Annotated in this window: 16 protein-coding genes and 3 pseudogenes; 9 read left to right on the forward strand and 10 right to left on the reverse strand. The window is 62.0% G+C overall.

The annotated features are described in order from the left end of the window. Positions 1-322: 322 nt before the first annotated feature. Positions 323-478, forward strand: coding sequence for a hypothetical protein (locus AAIO73_RS18875; RefSeq protein WP_345880197.1), 156 nt, complete (start codon positions 323-325; stop codon positions 476-478). A gap of 117 nt (positions 479-595) precedes the next feature. Next, entirely contained in the window at positions 596-2,191 is a 1,596-nt protein-coding gene (locus AAIO73_RS18880) for an isocitrate lyase (RefSeq protein ID WP_345880199.1), read from the forward strand. A 107-nt stretch (positions 2,192-2,298) separates the two neighbouring features. Here the strand turns inward: AAIO73_RS18880 and AAIO73_RS18885 are convergent, their stop codons facing one another. Beyond that, a complete protein-coding gene (locus tag AAIO73_RS18885; protein ID WP_345880200.1) occupies positions 2,299-3,030 on the reverse strand; it encodes a TetR/AcrR family transcriptional regulator in 732 nt (243 codons plus the stop codon). 169 nt (positions 3,031-3,199) lie between these two features. Between AAIO73_RS18885 and AAIO73_RS18890 the strand changes: the two genes are divergently transcribed. The 6 genes and pseudogenes from AAIO73_RS18890 to AAIO73_RS18915 form a co-directional block, all read left to right on the forward strand. Then, on the forward strand, positions 3,200-6,121 hold the full coding sequence (locus AAIO73_RS18890) for a TonB-dependent receptor plug domain-containing protein (protein WP_345880202.1): 2,922 nt from the start codon (positions 3,200-3,202) through the stop codon (positions 6,119-6,121). A gap of 118 nt (positions 6,122-6,239) precedes the next feature. Continuing rightward, positions 6,240-7,793: a long-chain-fatty-acid--CoA ligase gene (locus tag AAIO73_RS18895; RefSeq protein ID WP_345880203.1), complete on the forward strand. Its 1,554-nt coding sequence runs from the start codon at positions 6,240-6,242 to the stop codon at positions 7,791-7,793. Continuing rightward, positions 7,790-9,505, forward strand: a complete 1,716-nt coding sequence (locus AAIO73_RS18900) for an acyl-CoA dehydrogenase family protein (protein ID WP_345880205.1) — start codon at positions 7,790-7,792, stop codon at positions 9,503-9,505. The genes AAIO73_RS18895 and AAIO73_RS18900 overlap by 4 nt, the downstream gene beginning before the upstream one ends. A gap of 78 nt (positions 9,506-9,583) precedes the next feature. Continuing rightward, entirely contained in the window at positions 9,584-11,239 is a 1,656-nt protein-coding gene (locus AAIO73_RS18905; protein WP_345880207.1) for an electron transfer flavoprotein-ubiquinone oxidoreductase, read from the forward strand. A 292-nt stretch (positions 11,240-11,531) separates the two neighbouring features. Continuing rightward, positions 11,532-11,738: a TOBE domain-containing protein gene (locus AAIO73_RS18910; RefSeq protein WP_294236587.1), complete on the forward strand. Its 207-nt coding sequence runs from the start codon at positions 11,532-11,534 to the stop codon at positions 11,736-11,738. Position 11,739: 1 nt separating this feature from the next. Beyond that, positions 11,740-11,868: pseudogene (locus tag AAIO73_RS18915) on the forward strand (ModE family transcriptional regulator); the annotation flags it as partial. Between the two features lie 89 nt (positions 11,869-11,957). Here the strand turns inward: AAIO73_RS18915 and istB are convergent. Next, a pseudogene (istB, locus tag AAIO73_RS18920) lies at positions 11,958-12,599 on the reverse strand (IS21-like element helper ATPase IstB); the annotation flags it as partial. A gap of 67 nt (positions 12,600-12,666) precedes the next feature. Here istB and AAIO73_RS18925 point away from each other — a divergent pair. Beyond that, positions 12,667-13,850, forward strand: a protein-coding gene (locus tag AAIO73_RS18925) for an IS3 family transposase (RefSeq protein WP_345880281.1) whose coding sequence is annotated in 2 segments (ribosomal slippage) — positions 12,667-12,946 and positions 12,946-13,850 — 1,185 coding nt in all. Because the reading frame shifts where the segments join, the coding sequence is not laid out codon by codon here. A gap of 28 nt (positions 13,851-13,878) precedes the next feature. On the opposite strand, the pseudogene AAIO73_RS18930 reads toward AAIO73_RS18925, so the two are convergent. From AAIO73_RS18930 to AAIO73_RS18965, 8 genes and pseudogenes are all read right to left on the reverse strand, one after another. Beyond that, positions 13,879-14,154: pseudogene (locus tag AAIO73_RS18930) on the reverse strand (IS21 family transposase); the annotation flags it as partial. Between the two features lie 123 nt (positions 14,155-14,277). Continuing rightward, on the reverse strand, positions 14,278-14,514 hold the full coding sequence (locus tag AAIO73_RS18935) for an acyl carrier protein (RefSeq protein WP_345880210.1): 237 nt from the start codon (positions 14,512-14,514) through the stop codon (positions 14,278-14,280). Between the two features lie 101 nt (positions 14,515-14,615). Further along, complete coding sequence (locus AAIO73_RS18940) at positions 14,616-14,915, reverse strand: polyhydroxyalkanoic acid system family protein (RefSeq protein WP_086485700.1); 300 nt, start codon at positions 14,913-14,915, stop codon at positions 14,616-14,618. Between the two features lie 20 nt (positions 14,916-14,935). Further along, a complete protein-coding gene (locus AAIO73_RS18945; RefSeq protein WP_345880214.1) occupies positions 14,936-15,358 on the reverse strand; it encodes a PaaI family thioesterase in 423 nt (140 codons plus the stop codon). A 3-nt stretch (positions 15,359-15,361) separates the two neighbouring features. Next, positions 15,362-16,294 (reverse strand): electron transfer flavoprotein subunit alpha/FixB family protein, encoded by a 933-nt coding sequence (locus AAIO73_RS18950; protein ID WP_345880282.1) that lies wholly within the window; start codon positions 16,292-16,294, stop codon positions 15,362-15,364. A 25-nt stretch (positions 16,295-16,319) separates the two neighbouring features. Further along, entirely contained in the window at positions 16,320-17,069 is a 750-nt protein-coding gene (locus AAIO73_RS18955; RefSeq protein WP_345880217.1) for an electron transfer flavoprotein subunit beta/FixA family protein, read from the reverse strand. 16 nt (positions 17,070-17,085) lie between these two features. Continuing rightward, positions 17,086-17,988, reverse strand: a complete 903-nt coding sequence (locus AAIO73_RS18960; RefSeq protein WP_345880218.1) for an NAD(P)H-dependent flavin oxidoreductase — start codon at positions 17,986-17,988, stop codon at positions 17,086-17,088. Next, complete coding sequence (locus tag AAIO73_RS18965) at positions 17,985-19,775, reverse strand: acyl-CoA dehydrogenase C-terminal domain-containing protein (protein WP_086485704.1); 1,791 nt, start codon at positions 19,773-19,775, stop codon at positions 17,985-17,987. Before AAIO73_RS18965 ends, AAIO73_RS18960 begins: the two co-directional genes overlap by 4 nt. Positions 19,776-19,782 lie beyond the last annotated feature (7 nt).

The following is a 19,782-nucleotide window of genomic DNA, read 5'->3' on the forward strand; positions in this document are numbered from 1 at the left end:
TTCTCGACCTCACGCAGCTTCCCGATGATCTCCTCAGGCTTGTGCTTCTTGGCAGGCATGCGTCGTCCCTTCCTTGATCCAGACTGTCATAGTCGATGGACCACTCAGAAGGGGGCAGCTCAAAAAGCTACGACCTACCGCTTGACCGGATCAGCGAAGCTTTGAGGGCGTTGTAAAATATTTACAATGTTACAGCCGCAAGTGGCGAGAATTGTACGTTCAGACGATTTTAATGATGGAATACTGTTGGGGTCCGACGAACCAGTATGCTTTTTACATCTCAACCGTGACGGATCACCGATCGCGGATTGGGAGACAGCAGATGACAAAAGAACCGCCGCGCAGCCGCGCCGTGTTCTCGACAGAGGATTTCAGTCTCCTGAAGGAAGCGGTCGGAGCCTACGTCCGAAACATCGCCGATGATCCCCGCTCGTCGAAGTTCTCCAACCTGTACCATCGTCTGGGCCGGCTCGGCTGATCGCCGAACGGACGCTTTCACGACCAACCGCAACGGCCGACGACGCCCCTGCGCCACTCCGGCGTCGGGAGGAGCGCTGCGTCCTGCCGCTGCCGCAAACCTTCGGAAGATTTAGACATGACTTACCAGGATCAGACCGCACGCACGTCCGCACTCATCCGCCAGCAAGGCGGCACGTGGGACGGGATCGACGCCGAGGCCGTGGTGCGGATGCGTCTGCAGAACCGCTTCAACACCGGCCTGGACATCGCCCGGTACACGGCATCGATCATGCGGCGTGACATGGCCGCCTACGATGCGGACCCTGCCGCCTACACCCAGTCGCTGGGCTGCTGGCACGGCTTCATCGGCCAGCAGAAGCTCATCAGCATCAAGAAGCACTTCGGCACCACCAAGGGTCGTTACCTTTACCTTTCCGGTTGGATGGTGGCGGCGTTGCGGTCGGACTTCGGTCCGCTTCCCGACCAGTCGATGCACGAGAAAACCAGCGTGCCGGCGCTCATCGAAGAACTGTACACGTTCCTGAAGCAGGCCGATGCCCGCGAGCTGGGCATGATGTTCCGGGAACTCGATCATGTCCGCGAGAGCGGAAACGATGTGGAGGCGCAGCGGCTCGTCCACGCGATCGACAACTACGAGACGCACGTCGTGCCGATTATCGCCGACATCGATGCCGGATTTGGCAACGCCGAGGCGACGTATCTGCTCGCCAAGAAGATGATCGAGGCAGGCGCCTGCGCGCTGCAGATCGAGAACCAGGTCAGCGACGAGAAGCAGTGCGGCCATCAGGACGGAAAAGTGACCGTTCCGCACGAGGACTTCCTCGCAAAGGTTCGGGCCTGCCGCTACGCCTTCCTCGAACTGGGCGTGGACGACGGCATCATCGTGACGCGTACCGACTCCCTCGGTGCCGGGCTCACCAAGCAGATCGCCTACTCGAGCGAGAAGGGTGATCTCGGAGACCGATACAACGCGTTCCTCGACTGCGAGCTCGTAGATGACATCGGTCAACTGCGCGGTGACGTGGTGATCGAACGCGACGGGCAACTGATGCGGCCAAAGCGCTTGCCATCCAACCTGTTTCAGTTCCGGGAGGGCACCGGCGCTGACCGCTGCGTCCTCGATTGCATCACGTCGCTCCAGAACGGTGCCGACCTGCTGTGGATCGAGACCGAGAAGCCGCACATCGAGCAGATCGCGGGGATGGTCGATCGTATCCGCGAGGTCGTTCCCAACGCCAAGCTCGTCTACAACAACTCCCCAAGCTTCAACTGGACATTGAACTTCCGTCAGCAGGTCTTCGACAGCTGGGCTGGCGAGGGTCGCGACCTTTCGACCTATGATCGTGCAAAGCTGATGAGCGCCGAGTATGACTCGACCGATCTGGCGAAAGAGGCCGACGAGCGCATCCGCACCTTTCAGAAGGACGCCAGCGCGCGGGCGGGCATCTTCCACCACCTCATCACCCTACCGACCTATCATACCGCCGCCCTGTCTACCGACAATCTGGCGAAGGAGTACTTCGGCGAGGCAGGGATGCTCGGCTACGTGAAGGGCGTCCAGCGGCAGGAGATCCGGCAGGGTATCGCCTGCGTCCGGCATCAGAACATGAGCGGGTCGGACATCGGCGACGATCACAAGGAGTACTTCGCTGGCGAGGCGGCGCTGAAGGCGGGGGGCGCACACAACACGATGAACCAGTTCGCGGCCTGATCGGAGGATGCGTCACGGGGATCGGAAGAGCCTCGTGACGCACGCCGTTCCCCCGTACGCCGGTTCGGGTAGCGGTACCGCGATCTGCCGTCATGACGATGGGTTGGTTACGAAGGCGATCGGTCTTCGTCGGAAGGCGGCTTGAGATCGGGCGGGCCGTCCGGTGCACAGAGCGCTCGGATTCCTGCTGCCACGAAGACGGGCAGTCGGTCGGCTATGCCGAGGAAATTGTCCGAATGCACCAGGCCCGCCGAGAGGCGATCTATGCGTCCCGTCCGCCCGAGCGAGAAGGTGAAGGAGCCGGTCAGGAAGTGATAGCTCCAGTACAGCTTCTCCTTCGATGCATGGGGCAGGAGGATCTTCATGTCGTCGACCAGCACCCAGGAGACGGGGTCGAACGTCTCGGACATCAGCTCGTACATCTTGCCCCGGCTGCTGTTCACGTAGGCGACGATCGAAGCGTAGTTCCGATGCTTGTCGTCGATGTCGGCCATCTCGAATGCCGGCCGCATGAAGGCGTCAAGAAGTCCTTCCAGCGTGCCGCCGTTGCCCAGCGATGGACGGTAGGCGTCCAAGGCAGCGAGGCGCTTTGCGTTCGCTTCCGGGGCGCGGCGACGGAACACCGCGGCGAACAGCTTCTCCTTGTCGCCGAAGTAGTAGCGCATCAGCGACGTGTCGACGCCGGCGCTTGCGGCGACGCTCGAGATCGTGACGCCGTTGTAGCCCTTGGCGGCGAATTCCGCTTCGGCATGATCGAGGATCAACGTCATCGAGTCCTGACGTCGTTCCGTCTGAAGACGGCGCGCCTCGCGTTTTGTCTCCGTCTGCTCCTTCGTCATTCGTCACGTCCCGTCTGATGTCGTCGCGGTGCCGATCTCGTCGGCCGCTGGGTAGCCCTTTCGTTGCCAGAGCCGTTGGACATGGCGCTTAACCGTCCTCGCGTTCGAAAAAAAGTTCTACTTAATTCGATGCGCGGCAACCTATTTCCTGCAACGCAAAGAAAGATGATTGACGCCGTTTAATGCCGGCGTCATCCTCCGCTTCAAGAGATCGGGAACGAACCCCGGCTTTGATGGGAGTAGGATTATGAAGAGCAGGCTTTTCGCCGGCATCTGCACACTCGCGTTATGTTCGTGGTCGGCCACGGGTCTGGCGCAGACGGCATCGTCGACGCCGTCGGCTCCTACCCCGCCGCTGCAGGGTAGCGCGGAGGCATTGCCGGCATCCGGCGATGAGGATGCGATAGCCGACATCATCGTCACGGGATCGCGTGCGATCGCCGATGGTTCGCAGGTGCCGACGCCGGTGACGGTGACCTCGGGTGAGCAGTTGGTGAAGGCGAACCCCGGACTGATCGCGGAGTCGCTGAACACGCTGCCGGCGTTTCGCGGATCCACCCGCCCCACGACCGGGAACGTCGTCGCGACCGGCCCGAACGCCGGCAGCTTCCTGAACCTCCGGAACCTCGGCGTCCAACGTACCCTGGTCCTCTTGGACGGGCGCCGTGCAGCTCCGTCCTCGCGCGAAGGCGCGACCGACGTCAACCTGCTCCCGTCCGACCTGGTGAAGCGGGTCGACATCGTCACGGGCGGCGCGTCCGCCGCCTACGGATCAGATGCGGTCGCGGGCGTAGTAAACTTCGTGTTGGACAACCGTTTCAAGGGCATCAAGGGGACGCTGCAGTCGGGGGTCTCCGAGCGCGGCGATGGCGCGAGCATCAAGGGCAGCGTCAGCGCGGGTACGTCGTTCGCGAACGACCGCGGACGCATCGTGGCAAGCGCCTCCTACTACGACGTCCAGCAGATCGGCAGCCTGGCGGATCGCGAATGGGGCCGCAGCAATACGGGCTTCCTGAACAATCCGGCCAATCGCGGCCAGCTGATCTTCCGGGACAACCTGCGGGCCGCGACCGCGACTCCGGGAGGTCTGATCCTGAGCGGCCCGCTCGCGCTCCGCCAGTTCGGGCCGGGGGGAACGCTGGTCCCGTTCTCGCGCGGGACCGCGCAGTCGGGTCTCATCCAGGCCGGTGGCGACGGCGCGCAGGCCTTCTCGAGCCTTTCAGCCGGGATCGAGACCCAGAACTACTTCACCCATGCCGAATTCGACGTGACGCCATCACTCACGATCTTCGGGCAGGCCGCCCTCGGCCTGTCGAAGACGGAGTACAATCAGATTCAGCAGTTCAATCTGGGCGGATTCAACGGCTTCACTATCTTCAGCGGGAACGCATTCCTGAACCCCGCCGTCCAGCAGGTGCTCACTCAGACCAACACGCCGGCGTTCGCGATGGGACGCGTCAACTTCGATTTCGGCACGCCGGCGAACGCGCTCGCCAAGGGTCGGACGCTCGATCTCACCGCAGGCTTCAAGTACACCGGCGGTGGCGGGTTGACCATTGATGGCTATTACGAGCGGGGCCGCAACCGGACGACGATCCGGACCAACAACAACGTGGCGCTCGAACGCCTGTATGCCGCTGCCGATGCAGTCCGGGACCCTGCGACCAACCAGATCGTCTGCCGTGTCTCGCTGACGAATCCGGGACTGTACCCGGGTTGTGTCCCGATCAACCTGTTCGGCGTCGGCGCCCCGTCGCAGGAGGCGATCCGCTATGTCGAGGTCAACCCGGCGTTCCGCACGACGGTGAAGCAGGACGTAGCGGACCTATCGATCCGCGCGACCCCGTTCGCGACCTGGGCGGGCGACGTGGCCCTCGCGGCGGGCGGTGCGTATAGACGCGTGGAGCTCGATCAAACGACCAACGACCTCGCCAACAGCGTGAACGATGCGACCGGCATCCGGGGTTTTCCCGCGGCCTATCTAAATCAGCCCGGCGGCCTGCTGCTCAGCAACGTGTTCCCGGTGGCCGGATCGTACAACGTGTGGGAGGTGTTCGGCGAAGCGGCTGTCCCGCTCGCCCGTGATCTGCCGTTCCTCCACGCGCTCGACGTCAACGGGGCCGTCCGGTACATCAACTACAGCACCAGCGGCGGCGTCACGACGTGGAAGGGTGGCGCGGTCTGGGAGCCGGTGGCCGGCCTGCGTCTGCGGGGAACCGCGTCGCGCGACATCCGCGCGCCGAACGTGCCCGAACTGTTCGCCGGAATCGTGCAGCAGACAGGCGCGGTGATCGAGAACAACGTCACGGTTCCGATCATCCTGGCGACGCTCGGCAATGCCGATCTCCGGCCCGAGATCGCGAAGACGTACACCGGCGGCATCGTCCTGCAGCCGGACTTCGCGCCGGGGCTGACGCTGTCCGCCGACTACTATTCGATCAACGTGTCGGGGATCATCACGTCGCTCACGCCGCAGCTGACCCTCGACCAGTGTCGTGCAGGTAATGATGCCTTGTGCGCCAACATCACCCGGAACGCGGCAGGGACGATCACGCGCATCACGAGTCCGACCCTGAACCTCAACGAGTTGAAGGCGAGCGGCGTCGACATCGAGGTCGGCTATCGTCCGTCGGGCGACGTCTTCGGCGGCAAGGCCGGCTTCCGTGTGGTGGCCAGCTACCTGGAGAAGCAGCAGCAGATCTTCACCAACGGCAACATCGTCGATCGGGCCGGGGAAGTCGGACTTAGTAGCAACCCGAGGTGGAACGTGGTCGGCAACGTGACGTGGACGTCCGACACGTTCGAACTGTTCGCGCAGGAGCGCTTCATCAGCGCCGGGAGCTACGACGTCACCCGCAGTGAGCCTACTACGATCGAAGACAACACCGTCGACCACGTGTTCTACACGGACCTCACGGCGTCGTTCAAGGTCGCCCCGAAGTTCCGCTTCTACCTGACGGTCAACAACCTGTTCGATCAGGATCCGCCGCTCGCTCCGACCGGAACGTTGATTCAGTATAACAGGACGAACCCGCAACTCTACGACGTGATCGGACGGTTCTATACCGCCGGCATCAACTTCAACTTCTGATCCACGCGCCCCGCCCGGTTTCGGGCGGGGCGTTCAAGTCAACTCGAACGATACGGATGACGCGGTGAGCCAGCCAAAGATACTTCAGACCGCGAGTAGGGACGCATACCCCTTCCCGTTGCTCATCCGCCATCTGCTCGCGAACGTGGCCGAGCAGAGCAGCGCGGAGATCGTCAGCGGAGAACTGCGTTTCACCTATCGTCAGTTCGTCGACCGGGTACGTCGTCTAGCGACGGCGCTGGCGGCGCGCGGCGTCCGTCCGGGCGACACGGTCGCCGTCATGGACTGGGACAGTCACCGCTACCTCGAATGCTATTTCGCGATACCGATGATGGGCGCGATCCTGCAGACGGTGAACGTCCGGCTGTCACCCATGCAGATCGGGTACACGCTGCGACAGTCCGAAGCATCGGTCCTGTTGTACCACGACGACTTCAGTCCGCTCTGCCAAGCGATCCTGCCGCACCTGCAAGGATTCCGCGAAGCGATCCCGATGACCACTCCGAGCGTGCAGTCGTACGAGGAATGGCTCGCCGGGACCGATCCGACCTTCGAGTTCGAGGACTTCGACGAGAACGCCATCGCGACGACGTTTCACACGACGGGCACGACCGGCGACCCCAAGCAGGTGTTCTTCACCCACCGGCAGCTGGTGCTGCACACGCTCGCCTTCACGTCGACCCTGGCCAGTCAACCCGAGGGCCAGAACCTGACGCGGGCCGACGTGTACATGCCGATCACGCCGATGTTCCACGTCCACGCGTGGGGCGCGCCCTACGCCGTCACGATGCTCGGTCTCAAGCAAGTCTATCCCGGGCGTTACGATCCCGCGACCCTGCTGCGGCTTCGGCGCACAGAGGACGTCAGCTTCTCCCACTGCGTTCCAACGCTGCTTCGCATGCTCATTGATGCCGCCGCTGGCGAGCCTCTTGGACCGTGGACTATCGTCATCGGCGGATCGGCTCTTCCACCGGCGTTGGTGGAGGAAGCGTTCGAGGTCGGTATAACGACGCTTGCGGGGTTCGGCATGTCGGAGACCGGACCGGTGATTGCACTTGCGCGGGGTGAGCGAGGAGATGCGCACGGTCTCTGTCGCGCAGGATTCGCACTCCCGTTGGTCTATGCGAAGATCGACGAAAAGCGGGGCGGAGAGCTTGTCCTGCGTGCACCTTGGTTGACGCAGGGGTACGGCAGCCAGGACGCGTCAGACACGCTCTGGGAAGACGGATGGCTCCATACCGGCGACGTGGCCGAAAAGGACGCTGACGGCGCCATCCGTATCGTCGATCGTCTGAAGGACGTCATCAAGTCGGGCGGGGAGTGGATCTCCTCAATCGACTTGGAGGCGCGCCTGATGGAGGATGAAGCAGTGTCCGAGGCCGCTGTCGTAGGTCTTGCCCATCCCCGCTGGGGTGAGCGACCTGTCGCGTTCGTGACAGCCGCGCCCGACGAAATCATCTCGGAGGAACGGCTTTACGAAGCCTTATCGAAGCAAGCGGCGGCCGGACAGATCAGCCGATACGCCATTCCTTCGGTCGTCCATGTTGCAGACGGTCTACCCAGGACCAGCGTCGGCAAGATCGACAAGAAGGCGCTTCGTGAGATCGCTATTGCGCTAGCGGCTGATCCCGCAGCTACGGTGGAAGCACAGTCGAAGGTAGCAGGAGCATGAGTACAGCGATCGCCGCAACGAGCGAAATCCGCTTCGTCCTGGACCACGTCGCCCAGATCGGGCATTTGGCCCAGAGCGAACGTTTCTCCGCCGCCAGCGACGACGTCATCGAGGCGATAATGGAGGGGGCGGCCACCTTCGCGACCGAGGTCTGGGCGCCGCTCAACCACGCAGGAGACACGGTCGGCGCCAAGTGGACTGAGCAGGGGGTTGTCCTTCCCGACGGCTATCCGGAGGCCTATCGCGCGTACGTGGAAGGCGGATGGGGTACCATCGGAGTGCCCGAAGAGCATGGTGGGCAGGGGCTACCGTTTACGTTGCAGACCGCGGTGCTGGAACTGCTGGGCACTGCCAACCCCGGTTTCGCCCTGTGTCCTACGCTGACGGTTGGTGCCATCGAGGCGCTGGTTCACCACGGTACGCCCGAACAGCAGGCAAGATTCCTGCCGCAGCTGGCAACCGGTGCCTGGACCGGTACGATGAATCTGACCGAGCCACAGGCGGGATCCGACGTGGGAGCGCTACGTGCGCAAGCCGTGCCGCGCGGCGACGGCACCTGGTCCATCAAGGGCACAAAGATATTCATCTCGTTCGGTGATCACGATTTGGCCGACAACATCGTCCATCTCGTTCTGGCTCGTACTCCCGATGCTCCGGCCGGAACGCGTGGCATCTCGCTGTTCCTGGTTCCGAAGTTCCGCCTCGACAAGGAGGGCCATCTCGGGGCGTTCAACGACGTCAAGGTAGTCTCCATCGAGCACAAGCTGGGACTCCATGCGTCCCCGACCTGCGTCCTGAGCTTCGGCGATAACGACGACTGCGTCGGCGAACTGATCGGCCCCGAGCATGGCGGAATGCGGGCGATGTTCACGATGATGAACAACGCCCGCCTGAACGTCGGTCTGCAGGGCGTGCAGATCGGTGAGGCCGCGACCCGCAAGGCCATCGCCTATGCGTTGGACAGGGTACAGTCCGCGCGTTCCGGCGCGACCGATCGGAAACCTGTCCGGATCGCCGACCATCCCGACGTCCGTCGCATGCTGATGCGCATGGCGGCGCAGACCCAGGCCGCACGTGCGCTGGTGTACTACGCTGCGGCCCAAGTGGACCGGACGACGCTCGGCGACGCCGCCGCGCACGAGCGCCTCGAAATCCTAACTCCGCTCGCGAAGGCGCATGCCACCGACCTGGGCAACGAGATCGCGTCGATCGGTGTGCAGGTGCATGGCGGGATGGGCTATGTCGAGGAGACCGGGGCGGCACAGTACTTCCGGGACGCTCGCATCACCCCGATCTACGAAGGCACGAACGGCATTCAGGCTGCGGACCTGGTCGGTCGCAAGCTCGGCATGGGGAACGGTTCGGCGTTCGCGTCCCTGATCGCCGACATGCGTGAAACATCCCAGACCGCCGCACTGACCGAGCTGATCGATCTGTGCGACGAGACGGGGCGTCGTCTAGCGGGTGCGGATGCGGACGACCGCCTGGCGGCCAGCTATCCGTTCCTGACGATGTTGTCGGTCGCGGTCTGCGGGTGGTTGATGGAGTCGCAGGGTCGAGCGGCTTCGGACGAAGATTTCTGGCAGGCCAAGAAGGCGACGACCGCCTTCTACCTCAACCAGATCGTGCCCGAGGCCTTGGGTTTGGCTGCGGCCGCCCGGGCTTCGTCGGACGAACTCTATGCGGTCGATCCCGCCCTGCTCGTCGCGTGATGGGCTTCGAGGCGGAACGCCCGATCCGAGTGGACTGGGAAACGAGGTGAGTTACGTGACGACACGGGAGTTCTAGGCATGAACGAACGGGAATCGATGCCCTACGACGTGGTGATCGTCGGTGCCGGCCCCGCCGGTCTGACCGCCGCGATCAGGTTGAAGCAACTCGCCGAAGCGTCCGGCACCGAGATCTCGGTGTGCGTTCTCGAAAAGGGGTCGGAGGTCGGCGCGCACATCCTGTCGGGGGCGGTCATCGACCCGCGCGCACTCGACGAACTCATTCCGGACTGGCGCGAGACGGATTGCCCGCTCGCCGAAACGCCGGTGACGCAGAACCATCATTGGGTGCTGACGGCCAGGAAGAAGTTCAATCTGCCGCATCTCTGGACGCCGCCCTTCCTCCACAACAAGGGCACCTACACGGGCTCGCTCGGCAATCTTTGTCGGTGGCTCGCCGGCCGCGCCGAGGCGATGGGCGTCGAGGTCTTCCCCGGCTTCGCGGCCGCGGAAATCCTATTCCACGACGATGGCCGGGTGAAGGGTGTCGCCACCGGCGGCATGGGCGTCGCCCGCGACGGCACGCACAAGGACGACTATCAGCCCGGCCTTGAACTCCACGCCAAGTACACCTTCTTCGCAGAGGGTGTACGCGGTCATTTGACCAAGGAACTGATCCGCACCTTCGATCTCGCCGCCGACAGCGATCCGCAGGTCTATGGCCTCGGCATCAAGGAGCTGTGGGACATCGATCCCGCGAAGCACGAACCGGGCAAGGTGGTGCATACGCAGGGTTGGCCGCTGGGCAGCGACGCCAACGGCGGGGGTTGGATCTATCATCAGGCCAACGGGCAGGTTTCGATCGGGTTCGTCACCTGGCTCGGTTACACCAACCCGTATATCTCCCCCTTCCAGGAGATGCAGAAGTGGAAGACGCATCCCGCCATCGCCGACCTGCTGAGGGGTGGCCGCCGCGTCTCGTACGGAGCGCGTGCGATCAATGACGGGGGTCTCCAGTCGATCCCTAAGCTGGTCGCCCCCGGCGCTGCGCTAATCGGCTGCTCCGCCGGCTTTCTCAACGTGCCGCGCATCAAGGGCACGCACGGCGCGCAGAAGTCGGCGATGATGGCGGCGGAGGCGGCGTTCGAGGCGATCCAGGCGGGGCGCGAGAGTGACGAGCTCGCGGCCTATCCTGCAGCGTTTGAGACGTCGTGGCTGAAGAAGGAGCTGTCCGTCGTCCGCAACGTCGTGCCGCTGGTCAAGAAGTTCGGCGATCTCTTCGGCTCCGGCCTGTCGGGCATCACCATGTGGCTGGAGCATCTCGGCGTAAAGATGCCCTTCACGTTGCACCACCATCCCGACCACGAGACGCTGGAACGGAAGGCCCTAGTGAAACCACCGGTCTACCCCAAGCCCGATGGCGTCCTGACCTTCGACCGCCTCTCCTCGGTTTTTCTGTCGAACACGAACCACGAGGAGGATCAGCCCATCCACTTGCAGCTGCGCGATCCCTCGGTCCCGATCGCCTACAACTTACCGCTCTATGACGAACCGTCCCAGCGCTACTGCCCGGCCGGTGTCTACGAAGTAACCGGCGTTGCGGACGGCAATCCCAAGTTCGTCATCAACGCGCAGAACTGCGTCCACTGCAAGACGTGCGACATCAAGGACCCGACGCAAAACATCAACTGGGTCGTACCCGAAGGCGGCGGGGGGCCGAACTATCCGAACATGTGAGTACTTAACGTCGGAAATATTGATCCTCAACCTGAGAGAATTGCGCGATCGCCGGGAAGGCGGTGACGCTTACCGAAAGATATCTCCGGTTGCGTTTTTCCGAAACTGGCCACCGGACACAGAGAAGCGGGAAAGGCAAACCGCCAGAAAAACGACCGGGGCTGTTGAAAAAGGCTTTAGCTTTTCGTCCCCCTGTCTCGCAAGGGATCCCATTCGGGAAAGGAGCGCAGGCCGGATAGCCGGTTGGAGCTGATGACGATAAGAACCATGGTAATCCAACCGAAGGGTCATCATGAAGATCAGCGCACGCAATCAGATTTCCGGCACGATCACCTCGATCACGCCGGGCGCCGTCAACGGCTCGATCAAGGTCGATATCGGAGGTGGCAACATCGTCACCGCCAACATCACCGAAGAAGCGATTGCCGACCTCGGACTGGCGACCGGCGAGACGGTCACCGTCATCATCAAGGCCAGCGACGTGATGATCGGTAAGTAACGTGAAGCTCGGCCCCCTCTGGCTCAAAATCCAGATCGCTTGTGGCGACGCCCTGGCGATGGGGCCGGGCAAGGCCGACTTGCTGGAGGCGATCATCGCCGAAGGATCGATCAGCGGTGCAGGCCGTGCATGTTGATTGCCACTGAGAAGTGACCCGGGGTTTCCATTGAGAACTGACCCGGGTGGGCGTGGTTTATGTGCTGCCGTTTCCCGGCAGGTTCAAGACGCTGACTTCTCCTTTCTGGCTTTGGGTGCAGCGGTGCTGGCGCGGAAGCGGAAGCTATCGTTCCCGGTTTTCAGGATGTGGCAGTGGTGGGTAAGCCGATCAAGCAGCGCGGTGGTCATCTTGGCATCGCCGAACACGCCGGACCATTCGTTGAAGCTCAGGTTGGTGGTGATGACGACGCTGGTGCGCTCGTACAGCTTGCTGAGCAGATGGAAGAGCATGGCGCCGCCCGATGAACTGAAGGGCAGGTAGCTCAGTTCATCGAGGATGAGCAGGTCGAGGCGTAGCAGGCGTTCTGCCAACTGGCCGGATCTGTTCGAGGTCTTTTCCTGCTCAAGCGCATTGACCAGATCGACCGTGGAGAAGAAGCGGACCTTCTTGCGGTGATGCTCGACAGCCTGCACGCCCAAGGCGGTGGCGATATGGCTCTTGCCGGTTCCGGGTCCGCCAATCAGCACGACGTTGTCGGCGTTTTCCACGAAGTCGCCCTGGTGAAGCTGGCGCACGAGGACTTCGTTGATCTCGCTGGCGGCAAAGTCAAAGCCAGCCAGATCCCTGTACGCCGGGAAGCGGGCCGCCTTGATCTGATAAGCAATGGACCTGACCTCACGTTCGGCCATCTCTGCCTTTAGGAGTCCAGCCTGATCTTCCCTCGGTTTGACGGACACCAATGATAGGCTCTGCGGGGCCAGGAGGTGCATGATGGCGAGTACGACAAAACGTCGGTTCACGGACGAGTTCAAGCGCGAGGCGGTGGCGCTGTGGGAGACGAGCGGTCGCTTGCAGACCGAGGTGGCGGCGGAGCTGGGGATCATGCCGACGATGCTGCGTCGCTGGCAGCGAAAGCAGCAGGAGAGCAGCGCCCCGCCGGCAAGCCCGGCGGCGAAGCCGCCAGTATCGACCATGGGGTCGCCAGCGGATCAGGCGTCCGAGATTGCGCGGTTGCGGCGCGAGCTGGACCGTGCGCGGATGGAGCGCGACATCTTAAAAAAAGCCGTCGGCATCTTTGCGGAGATGCCGCGGTGAAGTTCGCCTTTATCGAGCAGCATGCGTCCACCTGGCCGGTGAACGTCATGTGCCGCATGCTCGGCGTGTCGCGCAGCGGCTTTTACGACTGGCGTAGTCGCGCACCGAGCGCTCGGACGACAGCAAACCTGGCCCTGCTGCAAGATGTCCGCCGCCTCCAGGCGCGCCATCATGGACGATATGGCTCGCCGAGGATACATGCCGCCCTGCGGGCGGAGGGCTATCAGTGCAGCCGTGGCCGCGTTGAACGGCTGATGCGCCGCCATCGGATCCGCGCGCTGGCAGGCCGCCGGTTCCGGCCCTGCACGACCGACAGCCGCCACTATCTGCCGATCGCGCCGAACCTGCTGGCGCAGTGCTTCGTGGCAACCGCGCCGAACCAGATCTGGCTTGCCGACATCACCTACATCGCGACCGGCGAGGGCTGGCTGTATCTGGCCGCGGTACTCGACCTGGCGACACGCAAGATCGTTGGTTGGTCGATGCGCGATCACATGCGGACCGAACTGCCGCTCGCGGCGATGATGATGGCCGCTCAGCGGCAGCGTCCAGCGCCCGGCCTCATCTGCCACTCGGATCGCGGGTCGCAATACGCAGCCGGGGCCTATGTCGATTACCTGTCGGCGATCCGCGCCGTGCCCTCGATGAGCCGCACCGGCAATTGCTACGATAATGCCCCGATGGAAAGTTTCTTCCACACCCTGAAGGTCGAGCTGGTCCATCAATGCCGATGGGCGACCCAGTCGGAAGCCCGACAGGCGCTGTTCGGATACATCGAAGGCTACTACAATCGGCATCGTATGCATTCGGCCCTCGGGTATCTAACCCCCGAGCAAGCCGAGCAGCGCATGACTGGCTAACCCAGCGTGTCCGTCGAACCGAGGGAAGATCATAACCCAGTTTCACCAGATCGACGTACAGCTGCTTGGCGGTCCGCTTCTGTTTGCGGGATTTCTTCGATTCCACCCGAAGCCAAGCGGTCAGCTTCTCGGCAAAAGGGTCGAGTTTGCTCGGCCGGACTGGAACCTTGAAGCTGGGCTCAACCACATCGGAACGCAGATATTTACGGATGGTGTTGCGGGATAGGCCGGTTCGGCGCTTGATCTCCCGAATGGGGATCTTTTGCCGGAAATGCCACCGGCGGATCACACTGAGTAAGTCCATGTCGATCACTCCACGACCCTCCGACTGGCAGCCGGAGGCGAGGGAAACATGGGTCAATTCTCAATGGTAATTTATACGCCCCCCGGGTCACTTCTCAGTGGCAATCAACAATCTCTGGATGCTTTAGCTTTTAAAGCTTTCGACCAACTTCACCGCATCCTCGACCGTCTTGACCCCGCCAACAGCGTCGTCTGGGATTGCTATCTCGAACTCATCCTCAAGCACCATGACAAGCTCTACTACATCCAGACTATCTGCACCTATATCTTCGTGGAATGAAGCCTCCATCCTCACCTGATCGGGATACACGCCCAAGCTCTTTACGATGATCTCGATGACCCGGTCAGAAATATCGCTCACGGCCTAAACCTCCCAGTGCGTTGGGTAACAAAATCCAAATTAATTCGCTCAGCGCAACGCTTCTGAATTTACTCCCTCGCGCAACTGGTTAGATCAGCTTATTACGCCTTACTCAGCATCTTTTCCGCGCTGGTGCGAACAAAGTCGCCGATCTGTCCCGACATCATCTTCAGGAACATGGGGACAGTTACGTCACCCCGCAGCTTGTCATCATCGACATCCAGTCGGACTGGTATCGTCTGGCCCATGGCGCCGATGGTAAGCTGAAGCGAATGTTCCGAGACCCATGCACTTTTAAGCGAGCCACCCCCTGGGATATGTTGCTCGAGCTTTGGAAGCCCCTGATCAATGCGCCGCTTCGCTTCGGCCTGACCCAGATTATGCGGGATGGTGATTTCCACGGTCGTTATCCTTTAATCGATTATTGGCGCGCCGTTATCAGCAACGTCGATGTAGCAGACGCATAGAGCTTGCCTTGCGCGTCGATCAATTTGGCTTCGGTGTGCGCGACTCTTTTGCCTATTGAGAGAACCTGGCCAATCGCCCTCACCCTTCCGATTTCTTCGGTCAACGGCGCGTGATAGGCTACCTTAAGTTCCAGAGTGACGCAGTTGACCGGCGATGGCGCGGCCGCGTTGGCGGCCACGCCGCAGTCGGAATCCAGCAAAATTGCGGCATAGCCACCATGGGCAATGCCCATGAAATTGTAGCTCTGCCGACCGGGCGAAGCGGAAAAGACCACGCGGCTATGTTCCACCTCGTCCAGGTCGATATCAAACATAGCCATCATCGGCGGTCGCTCACCAACTGCCATGAGGCTTTTGATCTCGTCGAGACCGGTCATCGCCTAGAGCTTTTCTGCAAGCTCTGGCACAACCTTGAACAGGTCGCCAACCAGGCCGATGTCCGCTACCTGAAAGATCGGGGCATCCTCATCCTTATTGATGGCGATGATGGTCTTTGAGTCTTTCATGCCGGCGAGATGCTGAATCGCGCCGGAGATGCCGACGGCGATATAGACTTCGGGAGCTACGATCTTACCGGTCTGGCCGACCTGATAGTCGTTGGGCACATAGCCTGCATCGACCGCGGCGCGGCTTGCACCAACCGCTGCGCCCAGCTTGTCAGCCAACGGAAAGATAGTCGCTTCGAACGTCTCGCCATCCTTCAACGCACGGCCGCCCGACACGATGATCTTGGCGCTGGTTAGCTCGGGCCGTTCCAGCTTGACGATCTCGGCGCCGACGAAGGAGGAGATACCCTTGTCCCCGGTCGAGTTCACGGCTTCCACCACACCGCTGCCGCTGTCCTTCGACGCCTTGTCAAAGGCCGTGCCGCGAACAGTGATGACCTTCTTGGCGTCCTTCGACCTGACCGTGGCGATGGCATTGCCGGCATAGATTGGACGGGTGAACGTGTCCTCGCTCTCAACCGACAGGATGTCGCTGATCTGCATGACGTCCAGCAGTGCAGCGACGCGCGGCGCGATGTTCTTGCCGTTGCTGGTGGCCGGCGCGACGAACGCGTCATGATGGCCCATCAGTTCGACGATCAGCGGTGCGACATTCTCGGCCAGCGCATGGGCAAAAGCCCCGTCGTCGGCGACATGGACCTTGCCCACGCCGGCGATCCTGGCGGCTTCTGCGGCCACGCCGTCGATGCCTTGGCCGACGACCAGCATATGGACTTCGCCCAGCTTGGCTGCGGCGGTCACGGCAGAAAGGGTCGCATCCTTGACGGCCCCGCCCTCATGTTCGACCCAAACGAGCGTCTTCGTCATGCTGCAACTCCTGCTTTCCGGCGGCTCACGCCGCAACTCCCAGGGCCTTGAGTTTGGCCACCAGTTCATCGACATCGGCAACCTTGATGCCGGCCGAACGCTTGGGCGGCTCGACGACCTTGAGCGTCTCCAGCCGTGGCGCGATATCGACGCCGTAATCAGCTGGCGCCTTGGTCGCGAGCGGCTTGGCCTTGGCCTTCATGATGTTGGGCAGCGAGGCATAGCGCGGCTCGTTGAGGCGCAGGTCGGTGGTGATGATCGCCGGGATGGAGAGCTTCAAAGTCTCCAGGCCGCCATCGACTTCGCGGGTGACATTGACCTTGTCGCTCTCGACCTCGACCTTGCTGGCGAACGTGCCCTGCGGCAGGTTCAGCAGCGCGGCGAGCATCTGGCCGGTCTGGTTGCTGTCGTCGTCGATCGCCTGCTTGCCCAGGATGATCAGGCCAGCGCCTTCCTCTTCCTGCACCTTGGCGAGCAGCTTGGCGACGCCCAGCGGCTCGACATCATCATCGGTCTGGATCAGGATTGCGCGGTCCGCACCCATGGCGAGCGCCGTGCGCAGAGTTTCCTGCGCCTTGGCAACGCCGATCGATACAGCCACGACCTCGCTCGCCGCGCCCTTTTCCTTCACGCGAATGGCTTCCTCGACGGCGATTTCGTCGAACGGATTCATGCTCATCTTGACGTTGGCTAGGTCCACGCCCGTGCCATCCGCCTTCACGCGCGGCTTCACATTGTAATCGATAACCCGCTTCACGGGCACAAGGATCTTCATCAGGACATCCTATCTGTCATTGAAGTGTCGCTTCGAATTCATGCTTGAGGTCATCGCACAGCGCGCGCGCGGAGCGCCGCGCCTGCGTCGACCCCACGCCGTGCCCCGCCCACCAGACCGTCTTCCAGGCACGCGCTTCCTCGGAGAGCGAGAGGGCGCCATGCTGCTCGGGAACGCTTGCGGCTGCGAGGCTACGTCCCAGGAAGTTGGCACCGATCCCGGTGACGCGATCGGTGTAGACGATGTCGGCGGCATTCGCTTCGATCATCATATCTTTCTGGTCTCCGCCAGCGAGACTCTCCTCCGCAGCGATGAAGTGCGAGCCGATATAAGCCAGGTCCGCCCCCATCAGACGGGCGGCGGCGATCTGCTGGCCCCGCGTAATGGCGCCTGCCAGCGCCAGCGGCCCCGAAAAGAAGCGGCGTATTTCTTCGACCAGAGCAAAAGGACTTAACGTTCCGCCATGCCCCCCTGCCCCGGCTGCCACCGCGATCAGTCCATCCACGCCGGCAGCTACCGCTTTTTCCGCATGGCGCACGCTGGTAACGTCGTGAAACACGAGACCCCCATAACCCTGCACGACCTGAACCACCTCGGCTGCCGCACCCAGCGAGGTGATGACGAGCGGTACGCGGTGCCGGACCGTCAACTCCAGATCAGCCTCGAGCCTGGGATTGCTTTTGTGAACGATGAGATTGACACCGAAGGGCGCAACCCCCTCTTCCCCCGCAAGCCGTCCCTCTATCTCGTCGAGCCATTCTCCATAGCCTTCGCTGCTACGCTGGTTGAGGACGGGAAAAGTGCCCAGCAACCCTGCCTTGCAGCACTCGACCACCAGGTCCGGACCAGAGACCAGAAACATCGGCGCGACGATGGCCGGGATCGCAAGTCGGTCGCCAAGAAGTGCGGGGAGCGTCAAAAGATCTCATCCTCCAGCGCCATCATCGACTTCTTGCCTGCCTTGATCGACAGGAAGTGCGCGGTCGCCTGCGGCAGGATTCGCTCGAAGAAGAATGTCGCCGTCTTGATCTTGGCGTCGTAGAATTGCTTGTCTTCAGTTCCGAAAAACAGCTGAAATCCGGCGATTTTGGTGGCTTTGGCAAAACAATAGCCCATCGCGACCAGACCGAGCAGACGAAGATAATCTGTCGACGCGGCACCGGCTTCCTCCGGATCCTTCATTGCTCGCTGGGCGACTGTCGCGGTCGAAAGCTGAAGCGCGCCAAATGCCTTGGCAAGCGCCTCGACCATCGGCTTCATCGGCCCGTCGACATTGTTCTCCTCGATGAAGGCCGAAACGGGATGGAAGAAGCTGCGCAGATAACGACCCATATGAGCGCCAAGCTTTCGACCGACGAGGTCAAGTGCCTGAACCCCGTTCGTGCCCTCGTAGATCATGGTGATGCGGGCATCGCGAGCATATTGCTCGACACCGCTCTCGCGAATGTATCCATGTCCACCATAACATTGGACCGCCAGGTTGGCGCTTTCAAAGGACATATCGGTGAACATGGCTTTGACGACCGGCGTCATCAGCGCAATGAAATCCGATGCACGCTGCCGCACTTCCGGTTCCGGCGAATGCTTCTCCGCATCGAGCGCGCGAGACACCCAGGCCGACAAGGCGCGACAACCCTCATTATAGGCGCGCATCGTCATCAGCATGCGCCGTACGTCAGGATGCACGATGATGGGATCGGCCGCCTGATCGGGATATTTGGGTCCAGAAAGTGCGCGACCCTGGATCCGGTCTTTCGCATACCATGCCGCCGCCTGATAAGCGGCCTCGCCCACGCCCAGCCCCTGGATGCCTACCGACACGCGCTCGGTATTCATCATCGTGAACATCGCGGCCATGCCCTTATTGGGCTCGCCGACCAGCCAACCGACGGAATCGTCAAAATTCATCTGGCATGTAGCGGATGCCTTGAGGCCCATCTTATGTTCGATGGCCGCGCATTGCACGCCGTTCGATGGTCCCGGAGTGCCATCCTCCTTCGGGAGATATTTGGGCACGAGAAACAGGCTGATGCCCTTCACGCCTTTTGGCGCATCGGGGAGGCGCGCCAGAACCAGATGAATTATATTTTCGGTGAGGTCATGCTCGCCGGCTGAGATGAAGATCTTCGAGCCTGTGACCTTGTAGCTGCCGTCACCCTGGGGCACGGCGCGCGAACGCAAAAGACCAAGATCGGTACCGCAATGCGGTTCGGTCAAGCACATGGTGCCCGACCACTGGCCACTCACCATCTTGGGCAGATAGGCCTGTTTGAGCGCATCACTGCCATGGCCTTCCACGGCAGTCGTCGCGCCGTGGGTGAGCCCTGGGTAGAGGCCAAAGCTCAGATTAGCCGAACAGATCATTTCCTCCACGAGCTTGTTCACCGTCTCCGGTAGACCCTGACCACCCCATTCCGGATCGGACGCGAGCGAGGTCCAGCCGCCTTCTGCGAACTGGCGATAGGCTTCCGGAAAGCCCTGCGGCGTGCGCACCACGCCATTTTCGAGGTGGCAGCCTTCCTCGTCACCCGATCGGTTGAGCGGCAAGAGCACATCGCGGCAGAAGCGGGCTGCTTCCTCGAGCACCGCATCGGTCAGGTCCGGGGTGAACTCGGACAATGCGGGGATATCCCCGAAACCGTCATCCTGATGGAGCTCGTTGAGGACAAAGCGCATGTCGCGCAGTGGAGCGTCATAGACTTGCATGGTTAAA

It is taken from the genome of Sphingomonas epibiotica (assembly GCF_039615155.1).
Classification (GTDB): domain Bacteria; phylum Pseudomonadota; class Alphaproteobacteria; order Sphingomonadales; family Sphingomonadaceae; genus Sphingomonas.